Annotated in this window: 15 protein-coding genes, 9 tRNA genes and 2 pseudogenes; 21 read left to right on the top strand and 5 right to left on the bottom strand. The window is 34.1% G+C overall.

All coding sequences use genetic code 11. From position 1 onward, the window contains the following. The first annotated feature begins 11 nt into the window (after nt 1-11). Nucleotides 12-749 carry an ABC transporter ATP-binding protein EcsA gene (gene ecsA, locus B5P37_RS01405; protein ID WP_085236391.1) on the top strand — a complete coding sequence of 246 codons (738 nt, stop codon included), beginning with the start codon at nt 12-14 and terminating at the stop codon, nt 747-749. Further along, nucleotides 746-1,960 (top strand): ABC transporter permease EcsB, encoded by a 1,215-nt coding sequence (gene ecsB, locus B5P37_RS01400; RefSeq protein WP_085236389.1) that lies wholly within the window; start codon nt 746-748, stop codon nt 1,958-1,960. Before ecsA ends, ecsB begins: the two co-directional genes overlap by 4 nt. 63 nt (nt 1,961-2,023) lie before the next feature. Here ecsB and B5P37_RS01395 read toward each other — a convergent pair whose 3' ends face one another. Continuing rightward, complete coding sequence (locus B5P37_RS01395; protein WP_085236387.1) at nt 2,024-2,533, bottom strand: signal transduction protein TRAP; 510 nt, start codon at nt 2,531-2,533, stop codon at nt 2,024-2,026. A gap of 328 nt (nt 2,534-2,861) precedes the next feature. On the opposite strand from B5P37_RS01395, the gene hemE reads away from it, so the two are divergent. From hemE to B5P37_RS12305, 15 genes and pseudogenes are all read left to right on the top strand, one after another. Next, a complete protein-coding gene (gene hemE, locus B5P37_RS01390; protein ID WP_085236384.1) occupies nt 2,862-3,896 on the top strand; it encodes a uroporphyrinogen decarboxylase in 1,035 nt (344 codons plus the stop codon). 37 nt (nt 3,897-3,933) lie between these two features. After that, nucleotides 3,934-4,866, top strand: a complete 933-nt coding sequence (gene hemH / locus B5P37_RS01385) for a ferrochelatase (protein ID WP_085236382.1) — start codon at nt 3,934-3,936, stop codon at nt 4,864-4,866. A gap of 5 nt (nt 4,867-4,871) precedes the next feature. Continuing rightward, on the top strand, nt 4,872-6,275 hold the full coding sequence (gene hemY, locus B5P37_RS01380; protein ID WP_085236380.1) for a protoporphyrinogen oxidase: 1,404 nt from the start codon (nt 4,872-4,874) through the stop codon (nt 6,273-6,275). A 359-nt stretch (nt 6,276-6,634) separates the two neighbouring features. Then, complete coding sequence (locus B5P37_RS01375) at nt 6,635-7,189, top strand: RBBP9/YdeN family alpha/beta hydrolase (RefSeq protein WP_085236378.1); 555 nt, start codon at nt 6,635-6,637, stop codon at nt 7,187-7,189. Between the two features lie 911 nt (nt 7,190-8,100). Beyond that, the gene (locus B5P37_RS01370) at nt 8,101-8,403 is read left to right on the top strand and encodes a complement inhibitor SCIN family protein (protein WP_244898622.1); all 303 of its coding nucleotides are present in this window, start codon (nt 8,101-8,103) and stop codon (nt 8,401-8,403) included. A gap of 516 nt (nt 8,404-8,919) precedes the next feature. Beyond that, nucleotides 8,920-8,991 (top strand) — tRNA-Glu (locus B5P37_RS01365). 109 nt (nt 8,992-9,100) lie between these two features. Beyond that, a tRNA-Met gene (locus B5P37_RS01360) sits at nt 9,101-9,174 on the top strand. A gap of 11 nt (nt 9,175-9,185) precedes the next feature. Continuing rightward, nucleotides 9,186-9,262, top strand: a tRNA-Asp gene (locus tag B5P37_RS01355). Between the two features lie 10 nt (nt 9,263-9,272). Further along, nucleotides 9,273-9,345: transfer RNA gene (locus tag B5P37_RS01350), tRNA-Phe, on the top strand. A 14-nt stretch (nt 9,346-9,359) separates the two neighbouring features. After that, nucleotides 9,360-9,432 (top strand) — tRNA-His (locus B5P37_RS01345). A gap of 15 nt (nt 9,433-9,447) precedes the next feature. Next, nucleotides 9,448-9,521, top strand: a tRNA-Gly gene (locus B5P37_RS01340). Nucleotides 9,522-9,528: 7 nt separating this feature from the next. After that, nucleotides 9,529-9,603 (top strand) — tRNA-Asn (locus B5P37_RS01335). Nucleotide 9,604: 1 nt separating this feature from the next. Beyond that, nucleotides 9,605-9,676: transfer RNA gene (locus B5P37_RS01330), tRNA-Glu, on the top strand. A 48-nt stretch (nt 9,677-9,724) separates the two neighbouring features. Next, nucleotides 9,725-9,813: transfer RNA gene (locus tag B5P37_RS01325), tRNA-Ser, on the top strand. A 212-nt stretch (nt 9,814-10,025) separates the two neighbouring features. After that, nucleotides 10,026-11,346: pseudogene (locus B5P37_RS12305) on the top strand (ISL3 family transposase). A gap of 206 nt (nt 11,347-11,552) precedes the next feature. Here the strand turns inward: B5P37_RS12305 and B5P37_RS01315 are convergent. Next, on the bottom strand, nt 11,553-12,128 hold the full coding sequence (locus B5P37_RS01315) for a recombinase family protein (RefSeq protein ID WP_085236373.1): 576 nt from the start codon (nt 12,126-12,128) through the stop codon (nt 11,553-11,555). Between the two features lie 267 nt (nt 12,129-12,395). Here B5P37_RS01315 and B5P37_RS12300 point away from each other — a divergent pair, with 267 nt between their 5' ends. After that, on the top strand, nt 12,396-12,500 hold the full coding sequence (locus B5P37_RS12300) for a putative holin-like toxin (RefSeq protein WP_219620995.1): 105 nt from the start codon (nt 12,396-12,398) through the stop codon (nt 12,498-12,500). 391 nt (nt 12,501-12,891) lie between these two features. Here the strand turns inward: B5P37_RS12300 and B5P37_RS01310 are convergent, their stop codons facing one another. Then, a complete protein-coding gene (locus tag B5P37_RS01310) occupies nt 12,892-13,230 on the bottom strand; it encodes a tyrosine-type recombinase/integrase (protein ID WP_240622412.1) in 339 nt (112 codons plus the stop codon). A 155-nt stretch (nt 13,231-13,385) separates the two neighbouring features. Between B5P37_RS01310 and istA the strand changes: the two genes are divergently transcribed. After that, entirely contained in the window at nt 13,386-14,669 is a 1,284-nt protein-coding gene (gene istA / locus B5P37_RS01305; protein WP_085236371.1) for an IS21 family transposase, read from the top strand. Then, a complete protein-coding gene (locus tag B5P37_RS11860; protein ID WP_085236368.1) occupies nt 14,666-14,911 on the top strand; it encodes a hypothetical protein in 246 nt (81 codons plus the stop codon). Before istA ends, B5P37_RS11860 begins: the two co-directional genes overlap by 4 nt. Here B5P37_RS11860 and B5P37_RS01295 read toward each other — a convergent pair. Then, a protein-coding gene (locus B5P37_RS01295) for an IS3 family transposase (protein ID WP_145951843.1) occupies nt 14,883-16,012 on the bottom strand; the annotation gives its coding sequence in 2 pieces (ribosomal slippage) (nt 14,883-15,766 and nt 15,766-16,012; 1,131 coding nt in all). The genes B5P37_RS11860 and B5P37_RS01295 overlap by 29 nt on opposite strands. A gap of 74 nt (nt 16,013-16,086) precedes the next feature. Here B5P37_RS01295 and istB point away from each other — a divergent pair. Beyond that, nucleotides 16,087-16,653 (top strand): annotated as a pseudogene (istB, locus tag B5P37_RS01290) (IS21-like element helper ATPase IstB); the annotation flags it as partial. A gap of 48 nt (nt 16,654-16,701) precedes the next feature. Here the strand turns inward: istB and B5P37_RS01285 are convergent. Next, nucleotides 16,702-16,974 carry a hypothetical protein gene (locus tag B5P37_RS01285; RefSeq protein ID WP_085236365.1) on the bottom strand — a complete coding sequence of 91 codons (273 nt, stop codon included), beginning with the start codon at nt 16,972-16,974 and terminating at the stop codon, nt 16,702-16,704. Between the last annotated feature and the right edge of the window lie 172 nt (nt 16,975-17,146).

Raw genomic sequence — 17,146 nt, 5'->3', positions numbered from 1 at the left:
GGTGCAAGTTAATGACTGTGCATATAAAAAATTTAACAGGTGGTTACGGTAAAAAACCTGTCATTAAAAATATAAATTTTGAACTGTATGATGGTGAGATTGTCGGACTTATCGGATTGAATGGTGCAGGTAAGAGTACAACGATTAAGCATATGTTAGGTTTACTTACACCTACTGAAGGTGAAATGACAATCTCTAATATTAATATTAAAGAAGATATTGATGGATATCGCCAACGATTGTCTTATATTCCAGAGGCGCCAGTGATTTATGACGCCTTGACATTGAAAGAACACATTGAAATGACGGCAATGGCGTATGGAATTGATTATGATACCGCAATGAAGCGAGCGACGCCGCTGTTAAAAACATTCCGTTTAGAAGATCAATTGCAAATTTTTCCGAGCCATTTTTCAAAAGGGATGAAACAAAAAGTCATGATTATTTGTGCCTTTATTGTGGAACCGGATTTGTATATTATTGATGAACCATTTTTAGGTCTCGATCCTATCGGTATTCAGTCTATGTTAGATTTGATGGCGTCTAAAAAAGAAGAGGGGCGTACGGTATTAATGAGTACCCACATTCTGGCCACTGCTGAACGCTATTGTGACCGTTTTATTATACTCGATCATGGAGAAATTGTAGCGATGGGAGATTTGAACGCATTACGTGAACAAACAGGGATGACTAATGCAACCTTAGATGACATATACATTCATGTGACTAAAGGAGCGCATTCCATATGAAAACAGCGCAACAACTTTTTCACGAGCGTTTAAGCGCACATCGAAAGGAAAAAAATTATTATAATAAATTTATTTTTAACGGACATTTTTCAGTGTTTCTCGTTGTTCTAATAGGTGCTTTTATACTTGGATATGGCCAATGGCTACAACATATGCCTTCAAATATCAATTATGCATTGTGCGTGTCTGTTGTCCTTTCAATGACATCGATTTTCCCTTTAAAAACGTTATTGCAGGATGCCGATCGATTATTCCTTTTACCTTTTGAAAAGAAAATGGCTGCATACATTCAAAAAAGTGTTATCCACAGTTATTTTTCGAGAATGCCGCTACAGATTTTGATGTTAATTATTTTTTATCCGTTATGGCATACCGCCTACCCAGAACATATGAAAGATTTTATGATTGTCGTTATTTTAGCGCTGATTTTTCCTTTCTTAAGCTTGCTACTGAAATGGGAATGGTATCGTTATGGACTAGAAAATTGGTCGATTTGGCTCTTATTATTTGTACTTCACTTATGTGGGTATTACGTCATTTTAGCGGCATCGGATGTATCGGCATTTGTCGCCGTATTCGCTCTTGTTTTGTTATGGCTTTTATTGAAACGCTTGAATAGGACTCAATTATTTCCTTGGGTATTCATGATTGCACAGGCACAACAACAGCAAATGAACTATTATAAATTTGTGAACATGTTTACAGATGTAAAAGGATTACAGGAACAAGCAGTACGTCGTCGATATTTAGATTTTCTGTTAAAAACCCCTCGACCTTTTGATCAAACAAAATTGTATCCATTCTTATTTAAAAGAAACTTTTTAAGAGGGAAAGACGCCCTGAATATGACCATACGACTGATTGTGATTATCGCGGGATTGATGATTTGGCTACACCACCCTGTCGTCAATGTGATTATGGGAAGTTTAGCAATGTATCTCATCGTATTACAAATGTCGCAGTTTTACACACAAGAAGCCTATAGTTTATGGCCACAAGTTTGGCCGGTTTCTGAGGAATATGTGATAGAAGGCTATCGTAAGTTTTTACAGCAAATGGTATACATCATTGGTACGCTTCTTAGCATCGTCTATATCATTTTACATTCAAACTATTTTTATGCAGTTGTTTTATTTTTCGTCATCGGTTTTTACACCACGCGATCGACAATTAAAAAATTGAAATATCAAGAGCATTTATTAAAAGATTAAATTAATATTAAGAAGCACAAAAAATGGACTGAGTATATATCGTATCAGTCCGTTTTTGTGCTTTTAGTTTTCATCTTCTGAAATTGGATAAAAATATTGTTCTAAGTAAGAGGCATGTGCACTTGAAGCACCTGCGAGAGATCGTACAGCTTCTTTAGAAAAATGCTCACGAAATGATGAGGATTTTTTGAAATCTTCGTAAGCTTTTCGTGATGAGAATCCGAAAAAGACCTTGTAAATATTACTTTGAACAGGTTTTAATAAACGATAACTGTTAAATCCATCCGTTTCTTCTAACCGAGGAAAATAACTTTCAAGTTTCTTTTCTAATTGATATTTATGATCTTCAGTTGTTGGAATAGAGATTAATGCGTGGAAGTCTTCACTATTGATAGAACCTAAACGTGTTAAAACTCGAAACGTTTTAGGTTGTTGGAAGATGGTCTCGCTGTCTGTTTCCTCAATCATGACAGACTGTTCATTCCCAGAAAAAATGAATAGATCACGAGTTGGATGGTTAAGTTGGATTTGGTGTAAATATCCGTACGTCCCATATGTGATATAAAATTTCATGGTGTTCTCCTCCTTATTTCATTTATTATAAGTTTTTCTACCGGAAATAACCACTATAAAATCCTTAAAAATGTAAGAAAAATATGGCGTTAAATTTTAAGAAATTCTTTTAAGAGGAATGTGAATCAAAGTTTAGTTTTTTTCATTCATTGAATTGAATGTCCATCGTATCATATCAGAAATAATGATACAAACCACGATATATATAGGTGATAACTGATATCATTTTTTACATTTAAAATTTTTATGACATTTGAGCCGGAACATGCAGGAATGGGAAGGCGATGTGATATATTAGTGAAGAATGACAATATTCAAGGAGGAATATATGAGTACGACAATAAATGATACGATTTTGCGTGCAATTCGAGGAGACGCGGTTTCTCATACGCCAGTTTGGTTTATGAGGCAAGCCGGGCGCTCTCAGCCAGAATATCGTGAATTAAAAGAGAAATATTCGCTTTTCGAAATTACACATCAACCGGAATTATGTGCGTATGTCACTGCGCTACCTGTAGAGCAATACGCAACAGATGCAGCAGTTTTATATAAAGATATCATGACCCCTTTAAAATCTATTGGTGTCGATGTGGATATTAAATCAGGCGTGGGTCCTGTTATCGCGAATCCAATTCGAAAAATGTCCGATGTAGAAGCATTGGGTCAAATTGATCCGAAACGTGATGTACCTTATGTTTTGGATACGATTCAACTGTTGACGCAAGAAAAATTAAATGTTCCGTTGATTGGTTTTACAGGGGCACCGTTCACACTTGCAAGTTATATGATTGAAGGTGGACCGTCAAAAAATTATAACCATACGAAAGCTTTAATGTATAGTGACGAGGCGACGTGGTTTAAATTGATGGACGTTCTGACTGCAATGTCTATTGATTATGTTGGCGCGCAGGTTCAAGCAGGCGCACAATTAATCCAGGTGTTCGATTCATGGGTAGGGGCATTGAATCGGGCAGATTATGACTATTTTATCAAACCATGTATGGAGAGATTAATTAAGGGTATCAAATCCTTTGATGTACCTGTAATTATGTTTGGGGTTGGGGCGAGCCACTTAATAGAATCTTGGAATCAATTGCCGATTGATGTTTTAGGATTAGATTGGCGAACTTCTATTAATGAGGCACGTGCAAAAGGTGTAACCAAAGGGCTACAAGGTAATTTGGATCCAAGTCTTTTGTTAGCACCGTGGGAAGTGATTGAAGCGCGATTAAAGCCTATTTTGGATCAAGGAATGCAGCATGGGCGTCATATTTTTAATTTAGGGCATGGTGTTTTTCCTGAAGTGAAACCTGAAACATTAAAACGCGTATCACAATTTGTACATGAATATACAAAACGCTAATTAAGAAGAATCGAGTATATAAAGGACGGGTTATAAGATGAAAAAACAAATAGGATTATTGGTGATGGCATACGGTACACCTTACAAAAAGGAAGATATTGAACCGTATTATACTGATATAAGACATGGTAGAAAGCCATCAGAAGAAGAGTTGAATGATTTAATTTCACGCTATGAAGCAATTGGGGGACTGTCACCTTTAGCTGGGACGACTGAACGTCAAGCAGAAGCCATTGCAAGCGCATTAAATGAAGTATATGATGATGTAGAATTTAAGTTGTATATTGGTTTAAAACACATTCACCCTTTTATTGAAGATACAGTGACTCAAATGAATGAGGACGGCATTAAGGAAGCAGTAACAGTTGTGTTAGCACCTCATTTTTCTAATTTTTCAATTGGATCATACAATCGTCGTGCTCAAGAAAAAGCAGCGGAATTTGGAATTCAATTGCATCATGTTGAACATTACTATCAACAACCACAATTTATCGATTATTGGACAAAGAGAGTCAATGAAACGTTAGAAAACATTCCGAAAGATGCGCATGAGCAAACGGTACTTGTTGTTTCAGCGCACAGTTTGCCTGAGAAAATGATTAAAGAGAGTCATGACCCTTATCCAGAAGAATTAGAAGATACAGCACGCTTAATTAAAGCCCAATCATTAATTGAACATGTTGCAGTCGGTTGGCAATCAGAAGGCAATACGGGCACGCCATGGTTAGGGCCAGATGTACAAGACTTAACGCGTGAACTTGCGAAAGAAAAAGGATATCAACACTTTATTTACACACCTGTCGGCTTCGTAGCAGAACATTTGGAAGTCCTGTATGATAACGATTATGAATGTAAAGTTGTATGTAATGAAATAGGTGCAATGTACCACCGTCCACCGATGCCTGATACGCATCCTTTATTTATTGGTGCAATTGTCAATGAGATTATGAATATCTTTCCGAAAGCGTGAGACAAATGACAAAAATTGCAATTATTGGTGCAGGCATAACAGGTCTTGCTAGCGCCTATTTTATAAAAAAAACAAACCCCGACATCGAAGTGACCATCTATGAAGCGACTGCACGTCCAGGAGGTAAAATAAAAACGATTCAACGAGAGGGTTATACCGTTGAACTTGGACCCGAATCGTATTTAGGCCGCAAAACGATAATGACAGAAGTTGCGAAAGATATCGGGATAAAAGATGAAGACATCGTAACAAATCAAACGGGACAATCATACATTTTTGCCAATCATACGTTGTATCCCATTCCAGGTGGTGCCATATTAGGCATACCAACTGATACGAAACCATTTATGACTACAAAATTAATTTCATTTAAAGGGAAATTGCGTGCGCTTAGAGATTTAACGTTAAAGCCGATAACAATGACGAATGATGACATGGCTGTCGGTGAGTTTTTCAGAAAGCGCCTAGGCGATGAAGTGCTTGAAAACTTAATTGAACCTTTATTAAGTGGTATTTATGGGACGGATATTGATGAGCTGAGTTTGATGAGTACGTTTCCGAATTTTAAGACATTGGAAGAAGAACATGGCAGTATCATTAAAGGAATGCAACATGTAAAAAAATTAAGAGCACAACAAACACAACATCAGCAACAAGGTGCTCAAGGTCAATTCAAACAGTTTAGAAATGGATTAAACAGTTTTATTGATCAGTTAGAATCCTGGTTGAAAGCACAGCATGTTGTTTTTCAATATGAAAAGCCTGTATCTGAATTAGTAGGAACACAAAAAGGGTATCACGTCGTATGTGATGATACGACACGTACGTTTTATGATGGCGTTATTGTTGCGACACCACATCAAGTGTTTAGAGAATGGTTCAAAGGAGATCCGATGTTCGACTATTTTCATCAACTTGAAGCTTCATCAGTGGCCACTATTGTTTTTGCATTTGATGAGAAGGACATTGAAAACACGTATAATGGCACTGGATTTGTGATAGCAAGAACAAGCGGAACATCTATCACTGCATGTACGTGGACGACGAAAAAATGGCCACATACAACACCTGAAGGTAAAGTTTTAATACGTGCGTATATAGGAAAACAAGGTGACAATATTGTAAATGAAAAAACGGATGAAGCACTTATCAACATTGCCAAAAAAGAATTGCAACTTATGATGACTTTCCATGGTGAGCCTGAATGGACGATTGTGAATAAAATGCCACATGCGAGTCCACAGTATCATGTAGGGCATATTGCTCAAATAAAAGAAATTCAACAGCACATTATTGATCATTATCCGCATTTACAAATTACTGGTGCACCATTTGAAGCGGTAGGGTTACCGGATTGTATCAGTCAAGCGCAGAACGCTGTAAAACAATTACTTAAACGGTTAACTTAAATGTAATCATAAAAAGCTGCCGATGGGGAAACATCGCAGCTTTTTTAATATTTACTTTTAATAACAATACGATATGTGAAAATATACAATCTGAATAGATGTATCAATGTTAAAACGTATAGCCTGCGTTTAAAAAAGTTTGAGCATTCGTTGTTCGCCTTTTCGACAGTATCAATTAAATGATTTTGGAATATCAGTTGAAAAGAGTTGACGAAGTAATAGGGACAGTTGAATGATGGCTTGACGAAGTAGTGACCTATTAATTTGCCTTTTATAAAATGTTTATTTTTAAATTTATTTTACTTAAGTATGGTATGATAGAATTAATGATGATATGGGGAAAAGGAGGGGGATGTAGGATGACAAAATTATATATTGTACATGGTTTTCAAGCGGACGCGAACAGTCATTGGTTCCCATGGTTAAAACGGACACTTGAGCTTGAAGGTCATGATGTAGACGTACTTAATTTACCGCATCCGAATCAGCCAAATATCAATGAATGGCTTGATTATATGCGAGAATCCGTTCATAAAGTAGATGATAATACCATTTTTGTCGCACATAGTCTAGGTGTGATTACGACTTTGAAATATTTAAACGATTTAGATGTGAACAAAGTAGGAGGATTAGCCATAGTCTCTGGTTTTAAAGATAAACTTGAAGGTTTGGATATTTTAGATGAATTTGTTGAACAATCTATTGATTATGAAAAACTAAAATCCAAAATCATTAAAAAATTTGGTATTGCTTCAAAAACAGACGAGATTGTCCCATACACATTGACTGCTGAATTATGCGATGCTCTAGATGCGAAGTTCTACTTACAAAATGAAGGTGGCCATTTTTGTAAGGAAGAAGGCTATGACTCTTTTATGTTTTTAAAAAATAAAATATTAAAGTATTTTGATTAATTTATGACAAATTCATAAATAAGAGGGTCTTGGCTTGATATTTTAGGTTAACCTAAATATAATATGGATGTAGAGTACAATTCTACATATGAGTTTGTATTCTCCTAATCATGTTTAAGATTCCATTTACTCTCAAGGTACTCCTTTCACCTTGAGAGTCTTTTTTTGCTGCATATGGATTAGAATCATAACTTAAAAGTTGATCGGTAAAAGTAAATGATGCTTTGATATGGTAGGGGAATAGTATGCATTTTACTACGAAGATTCATTAGTCGTATGTCATCTTTATTGACAATGAATTAAATTCGATTATATCCTTATCGAACGATATCGAGCAACACCGAATATTCCCTATAAAGTGCAGGCAATTTACATTAATGGAAAGCATTGTTTTCTATCCTGAGTGACTCTTTAATCGTGCATTTATAAGAAAATCACTGCGATTTAATTACAAAAAGCTACTTTATACGTTATAGACTAAGTTGTATGAGCAGGGTTTGAATATAGATAATTATTGAAATTGCTATTATTGTCGTAATAGGGAGATGTTAAAAATAGCGCCGCTTTTAAACTAACACAATGCTTTGATACCTTCTTAATTGTATTCGTATTGTCTGAAATGAACGTATTAAAAATAAATAATTAAGTAATTAATAAAAAATTAAGCATTGTTAACTATTGTTGCAATACAAAAACGTCTATATAAAAGAGATTTTCACAATATTGATTAATAGATCGTAAATAATCCTATTTACATATAACACGATCTATTAACTGGATGATTAATTTTTAATAATTTGTTTATTTTATTATTTCTAATTTTATTGTATGATTTTTTCATATGACGTGATTGAAGGAGAAATAAAATGAATATCAAAAAATTTATTGTAACAAGCAGTTTAGCAACAATTATGGCTACATCATTCGTAAGTACACTTCCAACTCAAAAAGTAGAAGCAGCAACGTATTCAGATGCGAATACATATTATAATGCGAAGTTAAAAGAAGAACTTCAATTATTAGTGAATGACCTAAATAGTTTTGAATTAGCAACAGGAAGTCTAGAATTATATTATAAGAGAACAATTAAAAAGGCAGGCTATAAAGCTAAAGTTGCATTAAGAAGCAACAATTACACTTTAATGTCAGAAGCAAAATATGAGTTAGAAGCACTTTATGAAGATATAAAAATAGCACAAATCCCAAATTACTAAACATTTGGAGATTATTCTTGCTTAGATGTTTGATACCTTCGATCATCTCATAAGTGATTATGTTGAATAAATGATGTTTTGTAAGGTAAATGTATAATAACATAGTTAAAATGTATTCGGATAAGCGATAGAAGGTGTCTACTAATGATAGATTCTTCCATCGCTTTTTTATTTATTTTAGAATTGGGAGAAAACAATTTATCTCGCTACAGTAATTTAAAAATGGTGTTTATTACGAATTATGTGTAGTGAAGGGTTGATGTATAAAGGTGTTATTTATCATAATATTGTATGTGATAGGTTTAGTAATAGGAGTTATGTATGTTATTAAAAGCGATATTTTTTACATAGTAAATAATGGAATAGGGGAACCATAATTTTTAACAAGTCATTCAGACACTTTAGGTATTTTTTTACTTCAAAGTAACTAATTTACACTTATTTTTATTTGGAAGTTATTGACCTTTTCTTTTGTTAAATATATACTGAAAAAGTCATTTGAAGATTTAATGTTTTGGCTCCTTGGTCAAGCGGTTAAGACACCGCCCTTTCACGGCGGTAACACGGGTTCGAGTCCCGTAGGAGTCACTTAGAATTTTTAATTCATAACATTTATTTTAATAATTTTAAAAAATTGTTGACATTAGATTGATAAATTGTTATGATGGTTAAGTAAGTGATTTACAAATAATATTATCGCGGGATGGAGCAGTTCGGTAGCTCGTCGGGCTCATAACCCGAAGGTCGGTGGTTCAAATCCGCCTCCCGCAATTTTTATAAGTGGTCCCGTAGTGGAGCGGTTTAACACGCCTGCCTGTCACGCAGGAGATCGCGGGTTCGATTCCCGTCGGGACCGCCATTCTTAAAATGGTTCAGTAGCTCAGTCGGTAGAGCAAAGGACTGAAAATCCTTGTGTCGGCGGTTCGATTCCGTCCTGAACCACTTCTTAAATCACGGCGGTTGTGGCGAAGTGGTTAACGCATCGGATTGTGGTTCCGACATTCGTGGGTTCGATTCCCATCAACCGCCTATATCGTTTGTTTTGCGGGTGTAGTTTAGTGGTAAAACCTCAGCCTTCCAAGCTGATGTTGTGGGTTCGATTCCCATCACCCGCTCCATTTTTATTCCACAGTAGCTCAGTGGTAGAGCTATCGGCTGTTAACCGATCGGTCGTAGGTTCGAGTCCTACCTGTGGAGCCATGGCCCCTTGGTCAAGCGGTTAAGACACCGCCCTTTCACGGCGGTAACACGGGTTCGAGTCCCGTAGGGGTCATATAATCAGAAGTGAAATATCGCTTCTGATTTTTTAATTTTATATTTTGGAGAGTTGTCCGAGTTGGCCGAAGGAGCACGCCTGGAAAGTGTGTAGGCGCCAAAAGCGTCTCGAGGGTTCGAATCCCTTGCTCTCCGTAAGGTTCAATTAAGTTCATGCTACACTACTATTTATTTTTAGGTGTGTAGAATGAACTTTTTTAGGTTCTATACTTTTAAGGTTCTATACTTTTAACGGTTGGTGAGTTGATCACTGGCCGTTATTTTTGTTTTAAATACAAAAAATAGCACAAATATCTCTATAATTGTAAGTGATGAAACCAACAAATTAAGGAGAGATATTCGTGCCTATGTATAATGATATATCAGAAATGATTGGAATAAAAGTATCAAATTTAAAAATCACTGAATGTTTAGGTATTCAAACCTTCAAGAACGTTCAATCATTGTTTTATAAAGGGGTTTTAACTTATCAACCTAAAGGTTGTGAGTGTTGTGGTATCAAGAATGAGCAACACACAGTTATTAAAAATGGCTTTCGCAGTACAAGAGTGTATATGGGGCTTATTCTTGAAAGGCCTAGTTATCTTGTGTTAAAAAAGCAACGCTTCTATTGTAAAGCTTGTGGTCAAACTTTTACGGCTAAAACACCATATATAGAACCGCGTTGTACAATTTCTAATGACGTAAAACTAATGGTGACGAGAAAGCTTGCCACTGTCATATCTGAAAAAGATATAGCGAATAGTGTTTTAGTTTCACCTTCAACTGTTCATCGGTATTTGAAAGACCTAGGGGAAGCAGTAAAAACACAACCTAGTGATATATTGCCCCAACATTTATCCTTTGATGAATTTAAGTCAACTAATGATGTCGACAGCTCTATGAGCTTTATATACTGTGATAGTATCACGCATGATATTATTGATATCTTACCAGATCGACGTAAGTTCAAGTTGGAAGAATACTTTTTAAGATTCTCAAGAAAGCAGCGTGAAGGAGTTAAAAGTGTTTCTATTGATATGTATCCACCATACATGTCGCTAATTCAATCATTATTATTTCCCAATGCAGATATTATCTTAGACCGTTTTCATATTGTTCAAGCGGTTAACCGTGAAATCAATCACAGTCGCGTTAAAACAATGAATAGTTTTAAGACTAGAGAAAAACCCAAGTACAATAAATTAAAACGGTATTAGAAGCTTTTATTAAAATCTCCAATTGAATTAGACAGAGTCCATTATCACTCGTTCAGACTTTTTAATACATGGCATAGTCAGTATAGCTTAGTACGATTCTTGTTAACTTTTGATGAAGAATTCCAGTTAACGTATGAAGCGACATCATATTCTAGAAACTCTAAGATCAAATAACATTGAACAATTAGAGGAAGCGTTACAACGTTCGAAGAGTTTAAATATTTCAAATGGACTCAAACGTGTTATTAACACACTCATAAAATATATACCTTATATTTCAAATACGATTCAAAATCCTCATTTGACCAATGGTCCAATTGAAGGTATTAACAATAAAAAAAAGCTTATTAAGCGTGTCTCTTATGGTTATAGAAATTTTTATAACTTTAGAAATAGGATTTTAATTATTTCGAGGTTATACGTGAGTGAATATAAAAAACGTACTAAGCAACAAAAAATTGCCACTTAGTACGATATTTCTTCACCAACCGACGTTGACAAAGAGCCAACTTTTTCGGCTCACTTACGGAGAGCAAGGGATTCGAACCCTCGAGACGCTTTTGGCGCCTACGCACTTTTCAGGCGAGTAAATTTACACTAAATTTCTAATAACTTTTTATGCTATTTTACACACTATTTAATTTTTATGTTAACAAAGTGTCGATGATTTTACAATCACAATTTTTTCAACTCATAATAAAACGTACTCTTTTTGACTCCTGTTGTCTTCAATATATCCCCAACACTTAACCCATTTTCATTTCTTTTTTGATACAACTCAATTGCCTTTTCAATCTCTTTTTTTGTGCTGCTTGGCTTACGACCAAACTTTTTACCATTTGCTTTTGCGCGTTCTCGCCCCTCTGATGTACGCTCGACTATTAAATCACGTTCAAACTGTGCAAATGAACCTAAAATATTGAACAAAAGCGTGTTAAGTGAATTGTTGCTATCCGCTTCAAACGTCATATTTTCCTTTAAAAATCTTACTGATACTTCTTTATCATTTAGACTACTAACAATCCTATTTAAATCACTGATTGACCTTGCCAATCTATCAATCTTAGTAACAATAACAATATCACCTGCTCTCACGTGTTCAATCATTGCTTTTAATTCTGTCCTTTGTTTAGTGCTAGTAGCCGTTACCTTCTCTAAAAATATTTTTTCCGCACCATTATTTTTTAATTCTGCTATTTGATTTTCTAAATTTTGACCAACTGTACTCACTCGAGCGTATCCAATAATCACTTAAATCAACTCACCTCTTTAAGTCTAAAATATAATTAATATTTATACTTTTGATTATAAACTAACTTTTAGACTAAAATCAAGTATTAATTTAAGTGATTTAAAGTGATATATTTACCTGTTTAAAATTTAATATATCTAGACAAAATATTGGAGTCACTATAAAATGAAGTTGTGAGAAAGTTAGATAGATGGTGGCTATCTTAGTATAAAGTGAGGTGATGTCTATGAGCGCATCAACAAAATCTTTAGAAAGGAGAAGCCTTAATGATTAGCATTGCAGATGCACTAATGATTATGATAGGGTTCAGTTCATTGACTGTATCCATCATACATTTAGTGCTCTCAATCAATAATAAATCAAAAAAATAACCATCACTAACTTGGGATGGTTTGATGGTTATTTAAAAACTATTAAAAAGGTCCACCGTCTTTTTAACGGTCTCACCAAGGCAATGCACTTCATGTGTGTTGCCTTTTCTATTTATAAATTAACACATGAGCATCATTTTGTCTAATATATAAGATTAATCAATTGCAAACAGCTTACTACAACAAACATTCTGGTGCATTGACATGTACCTTTATATGTAAAAGTAATTTTTGATGCATGAGAATGATAATCTCAGCGTGTTTTTTTCATAAACTGAAATAAAAAAGACTCTACAATACAGAATTAGTATTGTAGAGGAATAATAAGTTGGCATGATTTGTATGAATACATATTTAATTTAACATAATATATAATTTAAAGCAATTAAATTTAACTGTCAGCTAGTCCTTTAAGATGGTGGATGAGCGATTCATCCTCAGCATCTTCATATTCTTTCAATAAATGTGAGTAAATGGTAAGCGTTGTATGTATGTCTGCATGACCAAGCCTTTTAGAAATATATTGTATTGTCATACCTTGTGCCAGCAAGTAGCTACAATGTGTATGTCTTAATGATTTAAGCGTATAATGCTGTAACTTATTTTTGATGCAGAAATTTTTTAGTACATCATTAACTGCTTTATAAGATATAAAATTGACTTTGTTATGGAATATGTAACCATTTTGATTTTTGGGATGCGCTTCAAGTATTTCGGAGATGTACTTCAAGTCATCAAGCGGAACTTTGATTTTACGTTGAGAGTACTTATTCTTTCTATCATCAAGAAAGATGGTATAAATGCTAATTTAAAAATGTACACTCTCGCTTGAATAAGTATGTACAAAAACGACTGTTTTAATCATAATTTGATTGAGGTGAAATTATGAACTATACAGTCAAAATAGATACAGAAATTAAAATCACAAGCCTTTCAGACTTACCAAAGCTGAAAGAAATGATGGAGAGTGCAAAAATGAAAATCAATAAAAGCAAGTTAGCTCGGGATCTTGGTAAAGATAGACGAACAATCGACAAATACTTAAAAGGTTACACACCGTCAAGTTCTCGAAAAAGAACTTCAAAAGTTGATAAATATTACAATGTAATCCAACTACTTTTATCAGAAGAAAGCCCACAAACCTTTTATTATAAAAGAGTATTATGGCAGTATCTCAAAGATAATCATGGCTTAGATTGTTCTCAATCACTTTTTAGAAGTTATATATCGAAGCACAAAACATTTAATGATTATTTTAAAACGGGGGCTAAAATTAAAACGCTTAAAAGCATGGCACGTTACGAAACGGCACCAGGCACTCAAGCACAAGTGGACTGGAAAGAAAACATCAAATTTAGATTGAAAGACGGCAATGTCATTGAAGTTCATATCGCCATGTTAATCCTGTCTTACTCTAGATTTCGAATTTTTAATATTTCAACCACAAAATCACAAGAAATACTGAAGTCTTTTTTAACCCAGTCATTTGAAATGATTGGCGGGGTGCCTAAAGAACTACTCACAGATAATATGAAAGCAGTGATGGATCAGCCCCGTACAAGATTCAGTAAAGGACAAATCAATCGTCGATTCGAACAATTCGCGCATGATATGGGAACAAAAATACGACCGTGTATAGCAGGGAGAGCTATGACAAAGGGTAAAGTGGAAGCTTCTATGAAACTACTTGATGAAATCCATGCCTATCAAGACAAATTTAATTTGTCTGAGCTTCATGCATATATCTCAAAACTGAATCAAAGAGTGAATTATCAACTACATCAGGGTACGGGAAAAATACCGATTATTGAATTAGAAAAAGAAAAGAGCCACTTACTTCCACTTCCTACGGAAAAAGTAAGAGACTCCTATAGAATAATTGGACAACATGTAAAAGTTAACGCTTCCAATATGATTACGTACCAAGGCAATCAATATTCAGTACCATCTGAATATGCCAGAAAGCGCGTGCAATTACAGGTATTCAATCATGAACTACATGTATATTATAACATGAAGCTGATAGCGTGCCACTCTATAAGTAACGCCAAGTTGAATTATAAAGAAGAACATTATATTGAAGCACTACAATTATCATCTCCATATTATCCAGACATTGACGATTTAGCGAAAGAAAATTTAAAAGCCATTGGAGAGATGTATGAATGATGAAAACGAATTCTAACTATAGACAGCTTCTAGATAATTTAGAGTATCTGAAAATGAAACAAATGATATTACATCTGGATGAAGTTGTAGATTTTAATATTAGGAACGATGGTTCTATTATAGATGCTTTGATTAAGCTGACGAACTATGAAGTGGATATAAGAGAAAAAAATATGATTCAATCTATGGTTAAGGTGGAATGTCAACAGTTTCCTAGACACTTTTCATGTGTAGATCTTTAAACGCCACTGGTGTTAAATACTGTAATGAAGAATGTGGTCTAAAATTGTTGTACCAATTTACATAATCAAATAATTCTGTCTCTAACTGTTCTAGGTTTTCAAATTTCATCTGTTTTACAAATTCGGTTTTTAGTGCTTTCATCGTTGCTTCTGCAACTGCGTTATCATAAGGACAACCTTTAGTACTTAATGAACGTTCGATTTCAAAAGTCTTTAATACTTCATCTATCAATTTGTTATCAAATTCTTTACCTCTATCTGTATGAAATAGTGCGATTTGTTTTAGGTTATGATTAATTTTACTAATTGCTTTCACCACTAAATTTGCATCCTTATTTTTACCTGCACTGTAACCAACGATTTCTCTATTGAAGAGATCAATAAATAAACATATATAATGCCATCTATCTGCTACTTTTACATAGGTTAAATCACTTACCAATGCATCCATTGGTTGTTCTCTATTAAAAGTGCGATTTAAATGGTTTTTAATTAGTTTTTCATTTGTTTCTTTTGGATGATTTTTATATTTAGCTTTCGTATAAACAGAAACTAGATTATATTTTTTCATGATACGACCAATCTTTCGTCTGGATACAGTGAGACCTTTGTCGTTTAATTTATTCTTAATTCGTCTTGTACCAAAGCTTTTTCTATTCGAATTAAACGTATCTATAATAATTTTTTCTAATTCTAAATCATCATCTTTTTGGCTTTGAGTATTTCTTTTTATTGATTCATAGTAAGTGCTTCTTGGTATTTTCAGGACTTTACACATTGCTGATACTGAATATTGATGCGCATTCTTTTGAATGATTTCTATTTTCGTCCCATGATCAGCGCTGCTTGCTTTAAAATATCATTCTCCATTTTTAAATGTTGAACTTCTTTGCGTAATTTAATCAGCTCTTTTTCATCATCTGATAAGTTATCTTGATGATTAAATGAACCGGTGTTTTGATGTTGTTTTATCCATTTTCCTAATGCCGAAGGTGTTAAATCATACTCGCGTACAATTTCATTCCTAGGTTTACCATTTTCATATAATCTAACCATTTGTAACTTAAACTCTGAACTAAATGTTCTTCTTTCTCTTGTCATAATATAATCGCCTACTTTCTTAATTTAACAATATCTATTCTCATAGAATTTGTCCAATTAAGTGTAGACGATTCAAGGTGGCGGGGTTTCCATTTCAAAAGGAGCTGAATAGCTTTGATTTTGAGTTTCAACCGAGTATTAACCCACAGCAAATCAAGGATTTTATGTCTTTAAGATTTATTGAAAACAAAGAAAACATCGTTTTTCTAGGTCCTAGTGGGGTGGGTAAAACCCACCTCGCAACCGCCTTAGGCGTAGCTGCTGCTAAAAAAAGAAACAGCACCTACTTTATAAAATGCCAGCAGTTGATTGAGAATTTACGTAAGGCTCACAATGAAGGGAGGCTTGAAACTAGGCTTAAACATTATAGTAAATATAAGCTTTTAATTATTGATGAAATTGGATATTTACCGATTGATGTTGAAGACGCAAAGTTGTTTTTTCAAGTTATTGATCGTCGATATGAAAAGAAAAGCACGATACTTACCACGAATATTAATTTTAAAGCATGGGATGAGGTATTCCAAGATACGAAGATAGCGAACGCAATTTTAGACCGCGTATTGCATCATGCCTCAATCGTATCTATCGTTGGAAAGTCTTATAGACTAAAAAACCATTTCCCTTCAGAAAAAGAATAAAACTGTACATGCTTATTTAAGCAAAATTGTACATATTTATCTTGACGTTTATAAGATGGTACTATTTTCTAAATCAAGATGTTCATATCGTAATTCACGAACCGGTCTAAAGCGTGATCCTGTGATAATGAGGATAAAAATACATAAGTAAGAGAGGTGTTTTTTACCTTTCACATGTTTTAACAATAATTTTAATTCTTCTAAAGTCATAAATTTTTCATCCACAACTTGAGACGCTTTAAATCCTAATGGTTTTGCGTTTTTTGTAGGATTGACTTTAATAAGCCCCTGATCGATTGCAGATTCAAAAGCTTGTCGCAAGCAGTTATTAAGTTTGCTGATATTATGTATCTTAGCGTCACAGTTGAGAAGAATGAATTAATAAATACATCAATAAACCGGTATCTCTTTTGTTTTCTACTAATAATGATAGATAATTGAAAATGTGTGGATTTTATTTAATGGATTTCACCGAATGATTCAAGATTCGATA

The sequence above is a fragment of the Staphylococcus lutrae genome (genome assembly GCF_002101335.1).
GTDB classification, from domain to species: Bacteria; Bacillota; Bacilli; order Staphylococcales; family Staphylococcaceae; genus Staphylococcus; species Staphylococcus lutrae.
The sequence above is the reverse complement of the archived record's forward strand: the minus strand, read 5'-3'. Positions and strand labels throughout refer to the sequence as shown.